The sequence below is a fragment of the Pseudomonas sp. NPDC099000 genome, from assembly GCF_044759925.1.
Classification (GTDB): Bacteria; Pseudomonadota; Gammaproteobacteria; order Pseudomonadales; family Pseudomonadaceae; genus Aquipseudomonas.
On record NZ_JBIWAF010000024.1, the window covers coordinates 1 to 15,776 of the forward strand.

11 protein-coding genes, 2 tRNA genes and 1 pseudogene are annotated in these 15,776 nt (G+C 59.6%); 5 read left to right on the forward strand and 9 right to left on the reverse strand.

What is annotated here, in order from left to right; all coding sequences use genetic code 11:
- Positions 1 to 33: 33 nt before the first annotated feature.
- The 3 genes and pseudogenes from ACIQV9_RS22585 to rnr form a co-directional block, all read right to left on the reverse strand.
- A pseudogene (locus ACIQV9_RS22585) lies at positions 34 to 120 on the reverse strand (30S ribosomal protein S6); the annotation flags it as partial.
- Positions 121 to 419: 299 nt separating this feature from the next.
- On the reverse strand, positions 420 to 1,178 hold the full coding sequence (gene rlmB, locus ACIQV9_RS22590) for a 23S rRNA (guanosine(2251)-2'-O)-methyltransferase RlmB (protein WP_403106136.1): 759 nt from the start codon (positions 1,176 to 1,178) through the stop codon (positions 420 to 422).
- On the reverse strand, positions 1,175 to 3,817 hold the full coding sequence (gene rnr / locus ACIQV9_RS22595; protein ID WP_403106139.1) for a ribonuclease R: 2,643 nt from the start codon (positions 3,815 to 3,817) through the stop codon (positions 1,175 to 1,177). The genes rlmB and rnr overlap by 4 nt, the downstream gene beginning before the upstream one ends.
- A gap of 226 nt (positions 3,818 to 4,043) precedes the next feature.
- Between rnr and ACIQV9_RS22600 the strand changes: the two genes are divergently transcribed.
- The 4 genes from ACIQV9_RS22600 (at position 4,044) to ACIQV9_RS22615 (ending at position 7,331) form a co-directional block, all read left to right on the forward strand.
- Positions 4,044 to 4,130 (forward strand) — tRNA-Leu (locus ACIQV9_RS22600).
- Between the two features lie 166 nt (positions 4,131 to 4,296).
- Positions 4,297 to 4,383, forward strand: a tRNA-Leu gene (locus ACIQV9_RS22605).
- 372 nt (positions 4,384 to 4,755) lie between these two features.
- Positions 4,756 to 5,766 (forward strand): extracellular solute-binding protein, encoded by a 1,011-nt coding sequence (locus ACIQV9_RS22610; RefSeq protein ID WP_403106141.1) that lies wholly within the window; start codon positions 4,756 to 4,758, stop codon positions 5,764 to 5,766.
- Entirely contained in the window at positions 5,766 to 7,331 is a 1,566-nt protein-coding gene (locus ACIQV9_RS22615; RefSeq protein ID WP_403106144.1) for an ABC transporter permease, read from the forward strand. Before ACIQV9_RS22610 ends, ACIQV9_RS22615 begins: the two co-directional genes overlap by 1 nt.
- Positions 7,332 to 7,428: 97 nt before the next feature.
- On the opposite strand, the gene ACIQV9_RS22620 is transcribed toward ACIQV9_RS22615, so the two are convergent.
- From ACIQV9_RS22620 to hflX, 6 genes are all read right to left on the reverse strand, one after another.
- Positions 7,429 to 9,363 (reverse strand): methyl-accepting chemotaxis protein, encoded by a 1,935-nt coding sequence (locus ACIQV9_RS22620; protein ID WP_403106147.1) that lies wholly within the window; start codon positions 9,361 to 9,363, stop codon positions 7,429 to 7,431.
- 150 nt (positions 9,364 to 9,513) lie between these two features.
- Positions 9,514 to 10,806 (reverse strand): adenylosuccinate synthase, encoded by a 1,293-nt coding sequence (locus tag ACIQV9_RS22625; protein ID WP_010464193.1) that lies wholly within the window; start codon positions 10,804 to 10,806, stop codon positions 9,514 to 9,516.
- Positions 10,807 to 10,860: 54 nt separating this feature from the next.
- Positions 10,861 to 12,048 carry an ATP phosphoribosyltransferase regulatory subunit gene (locus tag ACIQV9_RS22630; RefSeq protein ID WP_109627704.1) on the reverse strand — a complete coding sequence of 396 codons (1,188 nt, stop codon included), beginning with the start codon at positions 12,046 to 12,048 and terminating at the stop codon, positions 10,861 to 10,863.
- A gap of 315 nt (positions 12,049 to 12,363) precedes the next feature.
- Positions 12,364 to 13,233 (reverse strand): protease modulator HflC, encoded by an 870-nt coding sequence (gene hflC, locus ACIQV9_RS22635; protein ID WP_403106152.1) that lies wholly within the window; start codon positions 13,231 to 13,233, stop codon positions 12,364 to 12,366.
- Positions 13,233 to 14,405 carry an FtsH protease activity modulator HflK gene (hflK, locus tag ACIQV9_RS22640; RefSeq protein WP_403106155.1) on the reverse strand — a complete coding sequence of 391 codons (1,173 nt, stop codon included), beginning with the start codon at positions 14,403 to 14,405 and terminating at the stop codon, positions 13,233 to 13,235. The genes hflC and hflK overlap by 1 nt, the downstream gene beginning before the upstream one ends.
- Positions 14,406 to 14,501: 96 nt before the next feature.
- A complete protein-coding gene (gene hflX / locus ACIQV9_RS22645; protein ID WP_403106158.1) occupies positions 14,502 to 15,662 on the reverse strand; it encodes a ribosome rescue GTPase HflX in 1,161 nt (386 codons plus the stop codon).
- On the opposite strand from hflX, the gene ACIQV9_RS22650 reads away from it, so the two are divergent.
- A partial coding sequence (locus ACIQV9_RS22650) for a hypothetical protein (RefSeq protein WP_403106321.1) occupies positions 15,555 to 15,776 on the forward strand: 222 nt, incomplete at its 3' end. The genes hflX and ACIQV9_RS22650 overlap by 108 nt on opposite strands.

A 15,776-nucleotide genomic window follows, 5' to 3' on the forward strand; every position in this document is an offset into this window, starting at 1 on the left:
AAACATACGGAATAATATAAAAACGACTTATACTATAATAAAGTAGTAACGAAAAACCATGAATACGACTTGCTCGCTTTGATCCGGGTGGACCAAAAAGATGATTTCGTAATGACGCATGAATGCTCCTTACGGGTTGTAGCCTGCCGTTCAAAAACGGTCAGACAAGGAGTGAATGACACTTATGGACTTGCTTGCGATAGACACATGCGTGCCTGCCGTCACAGCAAGGGGCGCAATTGTAGAGAAGGGGCGGGAGAGGTGCAAGGCAATTGGTGATTATTTGAACAACCACCAGACACCACAAACAACTGTGGGAGCTGGCTTGCCTGCGATGAGGGCTTCACAGGCAACATTTCTGTCGACTGACACTCCCTCATCGCGGGCAAGCCCGCTCCCACACTGGAACGGCGCCCGTTTTACTTCTTGCCGGCAGCTTTGACGCCGCGCTGACGCAAGGCCTCGAACAGGCAAACGCCGGTCGCCACGGAAACGTTGAGACTGCTGACGCTACCGGCCATCGGCAAGTGCACCAGGTAGTCGCACAGATCACGGGTCAGGCGACGCATGCCACTGCCTTCCGCCCCCATGATCAGGATGGTCGGGCCGGTCATGTCATGCTGATACAGACTCTGCTCAGCCTCGCCCGCCGTACCGACGACCCACAAGCCGCGCTGCTTGAGTTTTTCCAGGGTGCGCGCCAGGTTGGTCACGGCAACCAACGGAATCACTTCCGCCGCGCCACAAGCAACCTTCCGTACCGTCGGGGTCAAGGTGGCTGACTTGTCCTTCGGAACGATCACTGCCAGCGCGCCTGCCGCATCGGCAGAACGCAGGCAAGCACCGAGGTTGTGCGGATCGGTCACGCCGTCGAGCACCAGCAACAGCGGTGCGCCTTCGGTGCGATCCAGCAGTTCGTCGAGCATCGCCTCGCCCCAGACCTGGCTCGGACTCACGTCCGCCACCACGCCCTGGTGCACGCCCTCAACCCAGGCATCCAGCTCACGGCGCTCGGCGTTGCCGACGGCTACGCGATTTTCCGCAGCCAGTTCGATCAGCGTCTGAACCCGCGGATCGCTGCGGCCTTCAGCCAGCCAGATCTGCTTGACGCGTTTCGGGTGGTGGCGCAGCAACGCTTCTACAGCGTGCACGCCGTAGATCTTTTCCAACTGACTCATGACTTGGCCTTAGGTTTACGGGCCCCGCCGCTTTTGGCTGGGGCCGAACCCGCTTTCGGCGGGCCTTTACGGTGTTTGCTTGGCTTGCTGCCGGGAACCTTGTCAGGCGCCGACCGCCCGGTCTTTCCCCCAGACGCCGCTTTACCGCCGCTTTTCGCTTCAGACAGCAACGCCTGTTTCAATTCACGGCTTTTACGCAGCTCGGCATTCTTCGCCGCGGCATCGCTTGGGCGATAGGCTTCGACAGCCTTTTCCTTGGCAGGACGACGACCGGTTTTAGCCGGTGCCGGTTCTGCTGCGGTTTTGGCCGCTGTCTTGGCCGCTGTCTTGGCGGCTGGCTCGGTCTTTTCAGTCCCGCGCTTCTTGCGACCAATCGGCGCGCTGATGGTTTTTTCAGCCATCTCGAAGTCGATCTTGCGCTCGTCGAGGTCAACGCGCATCACGCGCACTTCAACGGTGTCGCCAAGGCGGAAGCTGCGACCGGTGCGTTCACCGGCGAGGCGGTGGTGCACAGGGTCGAAGTGGTAGTAATCGCCCGGCAGCGCGGTGACGTGCACCAGGCCTTCGACGTAGATGTCGGTCAGTTCGACGAACAGACCAAAACCGGTCACGGCAGTGATCACGCCCGGGAACGATTCGCCCACGCGGTCTTTCATGAATTCGCACTTGAGCCAGTTCACGACGTCGCGGGTCGCTTCGTCGGCACGCCGTTCGCTCATCGAGCATTGCTCGCCCAGCTGTTCCAGCGCCGCTTCGTCGTATGGATAGATGCGCGCTTTCGGAATGGTCATCGCGCCGGCACGGCGAACATGCGGCGTGTCCTGCTTGGAATGAATGACGCTACGGATCGCCCGGTGCGTGAGCAAGTCCGGGTAGCGGCGGATCGGCGAAGTGAAGTGGGTATAGGCTTCGTAATTCAGGCCGAAGTGGCCTTGGTTATCGGCGCTGTACACCGCCTGACTCAACGAACGCAGCATGACGGTCTGGATCAGATGGAAATCCGGACGGTCCTTGATGCTGGCCAGCAATGCCTGGTAATCCTTCGGCGACGGGCCGTCCTTGCCTTTGTGCAGGGACAGGCCGAGCTCGCCGAGGAAGGCGCGCAGTTTTTCCAGACGCTCCGGTGGCGGACCATCGTGGACGCGATACAGCGCCGGGATTTCGTGCTTCTTCAGGAATTCGGCGGTGGCCACGTTGGCCGCCAGCATGCATTCCTCGATCAGCTTGTGCGCATCGTTACGCACGGTCGGACGGATTTCGGCAATCTTGCGCTCGGTGCCGAAGATGATCCGGGTTTCCTGCGTTTCGAAATCGATCGCGCCACGCACGTGACGAGCAGCCAGCAGCACCTTGTACAGCGCATAAAGCTGCTTGAGATGCGGCAGAACGTCGTTGTATTCACCGCGAAGCTGACGCGCCTCGGTGATTTTCGGCGTTTCAAGCATCGCGCTGACTTTGTTGTAAGTCAGGCGAGCGTGGGAGTGAATCACCGCTTCGTAGAAGCAGTAGTCTGTCATCTCGCCGGATTTGGAGATGGTCATCTCGCAAACCATGGCCAGGCGATCGACGTGCGGGTTCAGCGAGCACAGGCCGTTGGACAGTTGCTCCGGCAGCATCGGCACGACGCGCTCGGGGAAGTACACCGAGTTGCCGCGAACCTGGGATTCGTTGTCCAGGGCCGAACCGATCTTCACGTAGCTGGAAACGTCGGCAATCGCCACGTACAACTTCCAGCCACCGGAGAACAGGCGCAGTTTGCCCGGCTTGGCTTCGCAGTAGACCGCGTCATCGAAGTCGCGCGCGTCTTCACCGTCGATGGTCACGAACGGCAGATGACGCAGGTCGATGCGTTTCTCTTTGTCTTTCTCTTCGACTTCAGGCTTGAGCTTGGCGGCTTCTTTGAGCACAGCCTCAGGCCAGACGTGAGGAATATCGTAGGTGCGCAGGGCAACGTCGATTTCCATGCCCGGCGCCATGTAGTTGCCCACGACTTCGACCACGTCGCCTTGCGGCTGGAAGCGTGGCGTCGGCCAGTGAGTGATCTTCACTTCGACGAATTGACCGACCTGCGCGTTGGCGTTACGACCCGGGGTGACCAGCACTTCTTGCTGGATCTTCGGATTGTCCGCGACGACGAAGCCGATACCGCCCTCTTCGAAGTAGCGACCGACGATGGTCTCGTGTGCACGGGACACCACTTCGACGATCATGCCTTCGCGGCGACCGCGACGGTCGAGGCCGGACACACGGGCCAGGGCTCGGTCGCCATCGAACACCAGACGCATTTGCGCCGGACTCATGAACAGGTCGTCACTGCCGTCGTCCGGGACCAGGAAGCCGAAGCCGTCACGGTGACCGCTGATGCGGCCGAGGATCAGGTCGAGCTTGTCCACCGGCGCATAAGTGCCGCGACGGGTATAGATGAGTTGAGCATCGCGCTCCATGGCGCGCAGGCGGCGACGCAGGGCTTCGATCTGGTCTTCTGTGGCCAGACCAAACTCTTCCACCAACTGCTCGCGGTTAGCAGGCGAACCCCGATCAGCAAGGTGCTGAAGGATCAGTTCGCGGCTAGGAATAGGGTTGTCATATTTTTCCGCTTCACGAGCGGCCTCGGGATCGAGGGACTGCCAATCGGCCATTAGAGAGTTTTCACCTTGTCTATATGCGGGTTAGTTTGGCATAGGCGTAATGAAACGGGAAATTTCAGACTGCGACAGCCCATCTAAAGCGTTATATCGACAGCGCAAAGCTGATTTAAATGCCGCTGGTAAAATTTTCCAGGTTTTTTTGATGTCGGGGGTTTACAGTTAAAAAGACGCTCCGTATAGTGCGCGCCATCGACGACGCACTAGCGTTGCCGATACTGCCCAGATGGTGAAATTGGTAGACACGCCAGCTTCAGGTGCTGGTGACCGCAAGGTCGTGGAAGTTCGAGTCTTCTTCTGGGCACCAATTTAGAGCTTGAGATTAGATCAATTTCAAGGCTCACACAAAAACCCGCGAAAGCGGGTTTTTTGCATTCTAAACATCTGATTTATTAAATCTAAATCAGGGGTTTACAGATCAAAACGCTCTCCGTATAGTGCGCCACATCAACAGCGGCGACGCTGAAGATTATGCCCAGATGGTGAAATTGGTAGACACGCCAGCTTCAGGTGCTGGTGACCGCAAGGTCGTGGAAGTTCGAGTCTTCTTCTGGGCACCAATTCAAATTCAAGGTCACGATCTTGAATTTCACAGAAACCCGCGAAAGCGGGTTTTTGCGTTTCTGGCATTGAAAAACCTCAAACATACATCGCACCCTGTGGCGAGGGGGCTTGTCGGGACGCCGCATCGCCCCGTTGGGGTGCGAAGCGGCCCCAGCTTTCATTCTGCTAAACCGCATTCTCAGGTTTGACGACTGCTTCGCAGCCGAACGGGGGCAAGCCCCCTCGCCACAAAAGCTCTTCACCCCATCAGAGAGGCGCACGCCAGCCGCTCTAGCAAAAACTCCTCAGACCCGCAAGACGCACTTGAGAAACAATATCGTTTATCATTGTTTCAAGTTTTTGCAATGCGACAGTGAGGAACCCTGCGAATGATGTTTCGAAATACCCTGCGCCGAGGCCTGACCTTCACCCTGCTCGGCCTGGCACTCGCCACTCCCCTCACCCAGGCTGCTGATCCAGTTTCCCTGACGCTCTACAACGGTCAACACAAGGAAGTCGGCGACGCCATCGCCAAAGCCTTCGAAGCCAAGACCGGCATTCACGTCAACGTGCGCAAAGGCAGCAGCAACCAGCTCGCCAGCCAGGTCGTCGAAGAAGGTGATCGTTCCCCTGCCGATGTGATCTACACCGAAGAATCGCCTCCGCTGAACAAGCTCGGTGAACAGGGCCTGTTGGCTCAGACCGATGCAGCCACCCTCGCCGTTCTGCCGAAAGACTACGTCGCCGGCAATGGCACCTGGATCGGCATCACCGCCCGGGTCCGCGTTGTCGCTTTCAACCCGAAACTGATCGCTGAAAAAGACCTGCCCAAGTCGGTGATGGAATTCTCCGATCCGAAATGGCAAGGCAAGGTCGGATTCGTGCCTACCAGCGGCGCGTTCCAGGAACAGGCCGTGGCAATCATCAAAGTCCACGGCATGGACGCGGCCGAAGAATGGCTGACCGGCCTGCGCGCGTTCGGCAAGACTTACAGCAACAACATGGTGGCGCTGAAGGCGGTGGAAAACGGTGAAGTCGCCACCGTATTGGTGAACAACTATTACTGGTTCGCCTTGCAGCGCGAAAAAGGCCAGCTCGATTCGAAACTGCATTACTTCACCGGCGGCGACGTCGGTGGACTGATCACCGTTTCCAGCGCCGCCGTGCTGAAATCCAGTAAACACCCAAAAGAAGCCCAGCAATTCCTCGCCTACATGGCCAGCGAAGAAGGCCAGCGCGTGATCACTCAGACCACCGCCGAGTACCCGCTGCACAAGGGCATGGAATCGGATCGCGGTCTCAAGCCGTTCAGCGAACTGCAGGCACCGAAAGTCACCCCGGCCGACCTCGGCAATGCCGAAGAAGCCCTGGACCTGGAACGTGACGTTGGCTTGAACTGATGGGCGCCTCGTTATCCGCCCCCGCCTCGCGCGGGGCTTACGTGCCACGGCGCAAGCGGCCGTCGATCTGGCTGCTGCTGCCGGTGTTGCTGTTGGTGGTGCTCAGCCTTTTGCCGCTGGTGTATGTCGGGCTCAAAACCTGGCAGGCCGGCTGGGCCGAGGCGCTGCATCTGCTGTGGCGGCCTTATGTGTTCGGGCTGCTTCGCAATACGTTAGCGCTGATGATCGGAGTGACCGTCGCCTGCGGCGTGATCGGTTTGTCCCTTGCCTGGCTGCTGGAACGCAGCAATCTGCCGGGACGGCGCTTGTGGGGCGTGATTCTGTGCTTGCCGTTCGCCGTGCCGGCGTTCGTCAGCAGTTTTACCTGGGTGTCCCTGAGCGCGCATTTCGAAGGCTTGGGCGGGGCGATCCTGGTGATGACCCTGTCGAAGTACCCGCTGATTTTTCTGCCAGTTGCGGCGACCCTGCGCAATCTCGATCCGTCCCTGGAAGAGTCTGCCCGCACCTTGGGACAGAATCGCTGGGGCGTATTTTTCAGGATTACCCTCCCCCTGCTTTGGCCGTCCCTGCTGGCCGGTTCGCTGTTGATTGCCCTGCACATGCTGGTGGAGTTCGGCGCCCTGTCGATCATCGGCCTGCAAACCTTTACCACCGCGATCTATCAGCAGTTCGAGCTGGAATTCAGCAACGCCAACGCGGCAATGCTGTCGGCGGTGCTTCTGGCGCTTTGCCTGGTGTTGTTATGGCTTGAGCTGCGAGTACGGGGCAAAGGTCGGCACGTGCGCACCGGTCAGGGCGCAGCACGGCAGGCGGAACAGGTTCGACTGGGGCCGTGGACGGTTGCCGGACAGGTTTACTGCCTGGCGCTGGCGATCATCGGCAGCGGCATTCCGCTGGGGATGCTTGTGTTCTGGCTGGCGGTAGGTTCGTCGGCGGCATTCCCGGTGGCAGCGATCAGCGAGGCGCTGTTGTCGTCCCTGGCGTTGTCGCTGGGTGGCGCTGCGCTGTGCCTGGTGCTGGCGGTGCCGGTGGGATTGCTGGTGGTGCGTCATAAAGGCCGACTCGCAATCTGGGCCGAGCGCTTGCCGTATCTGCTGCACGCACTGCCAGGCCTGGTGATTGCGCTGACGCTGGTGTATTTCGCCCTGCACTATGTGCCGGCGCTGTACCAGACTTCGGCGCTGCTGCTGATCGCTTATGCATTGCTGTTTTTGCCATTGGCCCAGGCGCCGATTCGCACGGCGCTGAACAAGGCAGCGCCGCAACTGGAAGAGGCGGCACGCACGCTGGGGGCGTCGTCTTTGAGTGCGTTCTGTCGGGTGACGCTGCCGATCATTTTCCCGGCGCTGGGTGCGGCGTTCGCGTTGGTGTTTCTGGATGCGATGAAGGAACTGACGGCGACGCTGTTGTTGAGTCCGACCGGGCTCAATACGCTGGCGACGGAGGTTTGGGCGCATACCTCGAACGTTGAGTTTGCGGCGGCGGCGCCTTATGCGGCGTTGTTGATACTGGTGTCGGGGTTGCCGGTTTATCTGCTAACAACACGGATGTATTTGAGCCGTTGAAAAGCTTCGCGGGCAAGCCTCGCTCCTACAGGGAATGCGTGATCCCTTGTAGGAGCGAGGCTTGCCCGCGAAGGCGTCAGACCCGCCAATACAAATCCTAAGCCCTGAACTGCCCCAGGCTCGCCTTCAACTGCGCTGCCAACCCATCCAGCACCTTGCCGCTGGCCGTGGTCTCCACCACCGCCTGAGCCGCTTTCTCAGCCTGTGCATGAATCGTTTCGACACGACCGCGCACCGCTTGCGCACCTTGCGCCTGATGTGCCGCTGCCTGGGTCGCCAGACCAATCGCCGCATGAACCTGCTCGACCGAAGCCTGCACCGACTGCTGCAACCGCGCACTGTCACGTAACACCAGCAAACCTTCATTGGCCTGACGCCCGGCCTGGCCGATCGCTGCGACTGCCTCACGTGCGCCTTGCTGCAAGGCCACGATGTGCGCCTGGATGTCGCCGGTAGAACTTTGGGTCTTGCTTGCCAGCGCCCGGACTTCATCCGCCACCACGGCAAAGCCGCGACCGGTTTCGCCGGCACGCGCCGCTTCGATGGCGGCGTTCAGTGCCAGCAGGTTGGTTTGCTCGGCGATCCCGTGAATCACGGTCAACACCACTTCAATCTGCTCACTTTGCTGTGCCAGCCGCTCGATGACTTTCGCCCCGGTGTCGACCTGCCCGGCCAATGCCTCGATCAAACTGCCGACTTTCGCCGAAGTGCGGGTGTTTTCATCAGTGGCCGAACGAATGTCCACCACCTGCTGCAAGGCCGCCTGCATGGCGTGACTTTCTGACTGGGCTTCATCCGCCATTTGCGACAACGCGCGCAGACTCTCGGCCACTTCATCGCGCTGCATGCCCGCTGCCGCATCGGCTCCGGCATTACGCAGGGTCATGGCGCCGATTTCCACGCCAGTGCGCTGGGCCACATCGCCCGCTTCGCGCACGATCGGCTGCAACTTATCCACAAAGCGATTGACCGCCGAGGCCATGTCGCCGATTTCGTCTTTGCTGTTGATCTGCACACGCTTGGTCAGGTCGCCCTCGCCCGCGGCCAGGTCATCCATCGCAGCAATGAGCATCTTCAAGCGGTTAACCACTCGGCGACCCAGCACCACCGCGAGCAACAGCAACACACCGCAACCGACCAGCGCCAGGAACATCCCGATGCGCCAGCGCAACGTCGACGCCGCTTCCTGCACGGTGCTGGTGGTGTTGGCTTTCATTTCAGAGGCCGTGGCCTGCGCAGATGTCAGACGCGCACGCATCGCCGTGGCACTGTCGGCAGCCGCGCCCTTGAGGCTGTCGCCGACCAGTTGATCACCGCTGGCGATCAGCGCCGCAAAACGTTTATCCAGGGCCGCGAGATCGGTTTCCACCGACGCGGTCGAGACGCCCATCAAGACCTTGCCGATTTCCACGCCGTTGGGGTTGATCGAGGCTTCGAGGTAGTAGACCGACGGATCGTTCTTCGCCGCGTCCAGCACCTTGTCCAGCGCGCGCTCGCCCTGGCCTTTCTCCAGCAGCGCCTTGTTGATCGGGTTTTCGCGGTTGAGGTAGCGAGTCAAGTGCTGACCCGTCGCGTCGTCATACACCACGAACAACACGTTGGGATTGCGCTGGGCCCGACGGGCGAATTCGGACAGGGTTGGAACGTCGCTGTCCCACATGGCGCGCGGAGCGACCGAGGCCAGCAGTTGCGCCATGTCGTTGGCCGAATCCTTGAGATCCTTTTCCAACGTCGCACGCAATTGCACCTGCTCGTCTTTCAATCGCGTAGACAAACCGGCGGTCAGTCGCTGGCGGGTACTGGTGGAGAGATTGTCCAGGCTGGACGTAACTTCACGCCCGGCCTGCTCAAGCTCACCAGACAGTTTTTGACTGTCGACCCCCAGGCGCACACCGAGATCGGCTTCAAGCGCAGTCACCGTGCTCCGAGTCAGGGCGACAGCCACCAGCACTTGCACCAAAAGGGCGATACCAAGGGTAACGAACACAGGCCGCAACAAACGGCTTTGTAACAATGAGAGAACGGCCGACACTTGGAATCCCTCTGCTTTGGCGCCATTAAATTGATGGCGCGCTGGAAGCGATGCTTTTATTCAACATCACAGCAAAGGTCATGCCGTCCGGCAGGCATAAACGACAAAGGGTCCAATCAAGGACCCTTTGCTTTCTACATCAACGACTTATTAAGCGAACGGGTGACGCAAAACGATGGTTTCGTTGCGGTCCGGGCCCGTCGAAATAATGTCAATCGGCGCACCGACCAACTCTTCGACACGCTTGATGTAGTTGCGAGCAGCTTGCGGCAGCTCTTCCAGCGTCTTGGCACCGACGGTGGATTCGGTCCAGCCTGGCATCTCTTCGTACACCGGCTCCAGGCCGATGTAGCTGTCGGCGTCAGTCGGTGCGTCGATCACTGCACCATCCTGGTTCTTGTAGCCAACGCAGATGTTAATGGTTTCCAGGCCGTCCAGCACGTCCAGCTTGGTCAGGCACAGGCCCGAAATGCTGTTGACGTCGATAGCGCGACGCAGGATGACGGCATCGAACCAGCCGCAACGACGGGCACGGCCGGTGGTAGCGCCGAACTCGTGGCCACGCTTGGCCAGGAATGCACCAACGTCGTCGAACAGTTCAGTCGGGAACGGACCCGAACCGACGCGAGTGGTGTAAGCCTTGGTGATACCCAGGATGTAATCCAGGTACATCGGGCCAAAACCGGAACCGGTGGCAATGCCGCCCGCCGTGGTGTTGGAGCTGGTGACGTACGGGTAGGTACCGTGGTCGATGTCCAGCAGGGAGCCCTGGGCGCCTTCGAACATGATGTCTTTGCCCGCGCGACGCAGCTCGTGCAGCTCGGCGGTGACGTCGAGCATCATCGGCTTCAGCAGCTCGGCGTATTCCATGCACTCGTCGAGTGTTTTCTGGAAGTCGATGGCTGGTTCTTTGTAGTAATTGACCAGCACGAAGTTGTGGTAATCCAGCAACTCGCCCAGCTTGGCGGCGAAACGCTCACGATGGAACAGGTCACCGATGCGCAGGCCACGACGTGCAACCTTGTCTTCGTATGCCGGGCCGATGCCGCGACCGGTAGTACCGATCTTCAGCTCGCCACGGGCCTTTTCACGAGCCTGGTCCAGCGCTACGTGGTAGGACAGGATCAGCGGGCAGGACGGGCTGATACGCAGGCGCTCACGCACCGGTACGCCTTTCTCTTCCAGCTTGATGATTTCCCGCAGCAGAGCGTCGGGTGCAACCACCACGCCGTTGCCGATCAGGCACTGCACGCCTTCGCGCAGCACGCCCGACGGAATCAGGTGCAAGACGGTTTTTTCGCCATCGATCACCAAGGTGTGACCCGCGTTGTGGCCACCCTGGTAGCGCACTACGGCGGCAGCATGTTCGGTCAGCAGATCAACGATCTTGCCTTTGCCCTCATCACCCCATTGGGTGCCCAGGACTACGACATTCTTACCCATAACACTTGTCCTCATTCGCGCAAACTTGGTGCCGGCCGCAGCCGACAGGAAAACTCAAGAAGCCAGTGGCGATACTTGCCAAAGCCCGTTCTGCTGAATCAATTGCCGGTCGCAGTCCGCTTCACGGGCGGCGGCCAAAGGTTGTCCAGGCAATGCCTGAACGACACGCTGACCCTCACTGCGCAACTGGCAAACCTGCTGCCAGAGTGCCGCATCCGTACTGTCAGGCATCCAGATACCGCCAGACGGTAGCTCGATCTCAGCACGCCCCAGGGTCACCAGGGTTTTCAAATCGGTAGAGAAGCCGGTTGCCGGACGAGCGCGACCGAAGTCAGCGCCGATGTCGTCGTAACGACCGCCCTGGGCAATGGACTGGCCAACGCCCGGTACGAACACCGCGAACACCACACCGGTGTGGTAGTGGTAGCCGCGCAACTCGCCCAGATCGAAGTAAAGCGGTAATTCCGGGAAACGCGTGGACAGTCGCTCGGCAATCGCCAGCAAATCGTCCAGTGCCGCCAGAACCGGCGCTGGCGCATTCGCCAGACGCTCGCGGGCAGCGCTCAATACTTCACGGCCGCCACACAGATCGACCAACGCACGCAGCATGCCCGACAGATCGGCAGGCAAGCCTTCGGTCAAGGTAATGACCTCGTCGATCGCCTTGCGTTGCAACGCATCGAACAACTGTTGTTCAACTTCACCGGACAAACCGGCCGCACGGGCCAGGCCGCGGTAGATGCCGACATGACCGAGGTCCATGTGTACATCCGGCACATCGGCCAGTTGCAGCATGGCCAGCATCAGGCTGATGACTTCCACGTCGCTGCTCGGGCTGGCATCGCCGTACAACTCGGCGCCCAGCTGGATCGGGCTGCGCGAGGACGACAAGGCGCGTGGCTGAGCATGCAGCACGCTGCCGGCATAGCACAGACGGCTCGGGCCTTCGCGGCGCAGGGTGTGCGCATCGATGCGCGCCACTTGCGGCGTGATGTCGGCACGGAAGCCCATCTGCCGGCCCGATTGCGGGTCGATGACCTTGAAGGTACGCAGATCGAGGTCCGAGCCCGCACCGGTCAGCAGAGATTCCAGGTACTCGATATGGGGAGTCACGACAAACTCGTAACCCCAGCTCTGGAACAGATCCAACACCTGGCGACGCGCGACTTCAATGCGCGCCGCCTCTGGTGGCAGTACTTCTTCGATGCCATCTGGCAGCAGCCAGCGGTCTACCGTTGCCATTACGCCATTCCCCTATGATCCGGGCGGCCAGCCGTTGGGCGAGCCTTGAGTGAAGCAGAAAATGATCGGCTCATGTGCAAACCACGCGCATAAACAACGTGGCGAAAAGCCTGAAACCGGCTTCGCCAACCACTTTCCTCGAAAAACCTGTCGAGTCATTCAACTCGGGCACCTGCATAAAAACAGCAATCAAACGTGCAGACGCAAAAAAGCCGGGAATTTCCCGGCTGCCGCATCATACACACGTTTTCCCAAAGGATCACCCCGCCCGAGGCTTTAGCCGCCAGGCGGGGGATGATTCAGGTCAACGTCGTATCAAGGCTTGGCTTTTTCCAGGTAACGGAAGAAGTCGCTGCTTGGGTCCAGGACCATGACGTCGGATTTGTTCGCGAAGCTTTCACGGTAGGCGCGCAGGCTACGGTAGAAACCGTAGAACTCCTGATCCTGGCCGTAGGCCTTGGAGTAGATCGCAGCAGCCTGGGCATCACCGTCACCGCGAACCTCTTCAGATTCACGATAGGCTTCAGCCAGCAGCACGCGGCGTTGACGATCGGCGTCGGCACGGATGCCTTCTGCCAGCTCGTTACCCTTGGCGCGGTGCTCGCGAGCTTCACGCTCACGCTCGGAGCTCATCCGCTCGAACACACTGCGGTTCACTTCTTTCGGCAGATCGATGGCCTTGACCCGGACATCGACCACTTCGATACCCAGCTCTTTTTCCGCCATTTTGTTCAGCGAGGAGGTGATGTCGGACATCAGCGCATCACGCTCACCGGAAACCACTTCGTGCAGCGTGCGCTTACCGAACTGGTCACGCAGGCCCGACTCCAGACGACGGGACAGACGCTCGTCGGCGATCTGCTTGAGGCCGGAGGTCGCGGTGTAGTAACGCTCAGCGTCCTTCACGCGCCACTTGGCGTAGGCATCGACCATCACGGCTTTCTTTTCCAGCGTCAGGAAGCGCTGCGTCGGTGCATCAAGCGTCATCAGGCGTGCGTCGAATTTGCGCACCTGGTTAACGTAAGGCACTTTCACATGCAGGCCCGGCTGAACATCGGTCTGGACCACGCGACCGAACTGCAGCAGCACCGCACGCTCGGTCTGAGCCACGATGTAGAAGCAGTTCCAGGCAGCGATGGCCACGACGACGCCGACAATAAGGGCGATCAGCGATTTATTGCTCATCAGCGACTCTCCCTGGTACGTGCTGGCTGTTGCTGCAGATCAGCTGCCGCACGTGCATTCGCTTCATTGCTGGTGGCTGCCGCACCGGTCACCGGAGTGCTGGTGTTGCGACCACTTTCGACCATCTTGTCCAGCGGCAAGTACAGCAGATTGCTCTGGCCGTTTTTGTTGCCGGTTACGAGAACCTTGCTGGTGTTGCTGAAGACTTCCTGCATGGTGTCCAGGTACAGACGCTCACGGGTGACTTCGGGTGCCTTGCGATACTCGCTGACCAACTTGGTGAAGCGATCGGCCTCACCCTTGGCACGCGAGACGGTTTCGTCACGGTAGCCGTTGGCATCCTCGAGGATACGCTGGGCCTGACCACGGGCTTCCGGCACGACGCCGTTGGCATAGGTTTCAGCCTGGTTGCGCGAACGCTGCTCGTCTTCACGGGCACGGATCACATCATCGAAGGCTTCCTGCACTTCACGCGGCGCGGCGGCGCTCTGTACGTTCACCTGAGTAATGGTGATACCGGTGCGATAGGTATCCATGAAGCGTTGCAGACGCTCCTTGATCTCGCTGGCCATCAACTCACGACCTTCGGTCAGCACCTGGTCCATCGCGGTGGAACCCACCACATGGCGCAAGGCACTTTCGGTCGCGTGCTGCAGGCTGACTTCCGGCGCATCGACGTTCAGCACGAAGTCCTGCAGGTTGCTGATCTTGTACTGCACGGTCAGCGGCACTTCGACGATGTTCTCGTCTTCAGTGAGCATTTGACCCTGCTTGGTATAGGCACGCTCACGCGTGACGTTTTCCAGGTACTTGCGATCGATCGGCGGGAAATAGATGTTCAGGCCCGGGCCGACGGTTTCGTAGTACTTGCCGAAGCGCAGCACCACGGCTTGCTCCTGCTCGTCGACTACGTAGACCGCGCTGTACAGCCACACGGCCGCCAGCACGACCAGGCCGATGCCGAGCAGGCCGCCGAAGCCGCCACTCTTGCCCGAACCACCGCCATCATCACCACGTTTCTTACCACCACCGAACAACCCGTTCAGGCTTTCCTGCAGCTTTCGGAAGGCCTCGTCGAGATCCGGTGGTCCCTTGCGGTCGCCGTTATTGCGGCGCTTGCCACCCCAAGGATCCTGATTATTCGAGTTGCCACCCGGCTCATTCCAAGCCATAGCGCTCTCCATCTGATAAAGCAAAGACGCACCCACGGCGCGCCGACCAATGCTACAGAATGCCTGTCACCACGGCACAACCGCTTTCTCAGGCTTTTATTGCAAAGTGTGTTGCTCGATGAAATCCATCGGCTGCAATCCTTCGCGGCTCACCAGTCGATTCAACTCGATCCGTGGCAAACGAACGGCCAGCAGGCAGATGCCTTCTTCGTCGTGTTCTTCTTTCTGCACCGCTCCGAGTTCGAAGAACTGCGCACGCAGTCGAGCGAATCGTTGCGGCAAGCGCAAGGTACCGACAAACAAATCACCGCCCAGCAACTCGGCAATGGCTTGCTCAAGCAATTCCAGACCACTGCCATCACGCGCCGACAGCCACACCCGTTGAGGCTTGCCGTTTTCGTCGCGCTGGATTTGTGGCTCAACGCCTTCAAGCAAATCGAGTTTGTTATAGACCTCGAGGATCGGCAAGTCCTGGGCACCAATCTCGCCCAGCACCACCATCACCTGCTCGATCTGCAACATGCGATCCGGTTCGGCCGCATCGATCACGTGCAACAGCAGGTCGGAGTTGCTCGACTCTTCGAGGGTAGACCGAAATGCCTCGACCAGCTTGTGGGGCAAGTGCCGAATGAAACCCACAGTGTCAGCCAGGACAATCGGCCCCAGGTCGTCCAGTTCCAGACGGCGCAAGGTCGGGTCCAGCGTGGCAAACAACTGGTCAGCCGCGTACACATCGGATTTCGTCACGTTATTGAAGAGCGTGGATTTACCGGCGTTGGTATACCCCACCAAAGACACGGTAGGGATATCCGCACGCGTACGGCCACGTCGCGACTGTTCGCGCTGGCTGCGCACTTTTTCCAGCCGGCCCTTGATCTGTCGCAAGCGAACCCGCAGCAAGCGGCGGTCGGTTTCCAGTTGAGTTTCACCCGGGCCACGCATGCCGATACCGCCACCTTGACGCTCAAGGTGAGTCCAGCCACGAACCAGCCGGGTGCTCATGTGGTCAAGCTGGGCCAGTTCGACCTGGAGCTTGCCTTCATGGGTACGGGCGCGCTGGGCGAAAATATCGAGAATCAGACCGGTGCGGTCGATCACGCGACACTCGAAAACACGTTCGAGGTTACGTTCCTGACTGGGCGTGAGGATGTGATTGAAGATCACCAGATCGGCCTTTTCGGCATGGACCAGGTCGCGAAGTTCCTCGACCTTGCCGCTGCCAATCAGGAATTTGGCGGTTGGCCGATGACGCGGCACGTTAAAAAACGCAACGGTCTCGGCGCCGGCCGAATTAGACTACTAGTTATTATGATGGTGTTGTTGGGTATGATTTTGGTTCTGTGTTTAGATGTGTTTGTTGTTCTTTTGATT

Coding starts and splice junctions, on each gene's coding strand:
- rlmB (WP_403106136.1), bottom strand. CDS start 1,178: ATGAGTCAGTTGGAAAAGATCTACGGCGTGCACGCTGTAGAAGCGTTG.
- rnr (WP_403106139.1), bottom strand. CDS start 3,817: ATGGCCGATTGGCAGTCCCTCGATCCCGAGGCCGCTCGTGAAGCGGAA.
- ACIQV9_RS22610 (WP_403106141.1), top strand. CDS start 4,756: ATGATGTTTCGAAATACCCTGCGCCGAGGCCTGACCTTCACCCTGCTC.
- ACIQV9_RS22615 (WP_403106144.1), top strand. CDS start 5,766: ATGGGCGCCTCGTTATCCGCCCCCGCCTCGCGCGGGGCTTACGTGCCA.
- ACIQV9_RS22625 (WP_010464193.1), bottom strand. CDS start 10,806: ATGGGTAAGAATGTCGTAGTCCTGGGCACCCAATGGGGTGATGAGGGC.
- ACIQV9_RS22630 (WP_109627704.1), bottom strand. CDS start 12,048: ATGGCAACGGTAGACCGCTGGCTGCTGCCAGATGGCATCGAAGAAGTA.
- hflC (WP_403106152.1), bottom strand. CDS start 13,233: ATGAGCAATAAATCGCTGATCGCCCTTATTGTCGGCGTCGTCGTGGCC.
- hflK (WP_403106155.1), bottom strand. CDS start 14,405: ATGGCTTGGAATGAGCCGGGTGGCAACTCGAATAATCAGGATCCTTGG.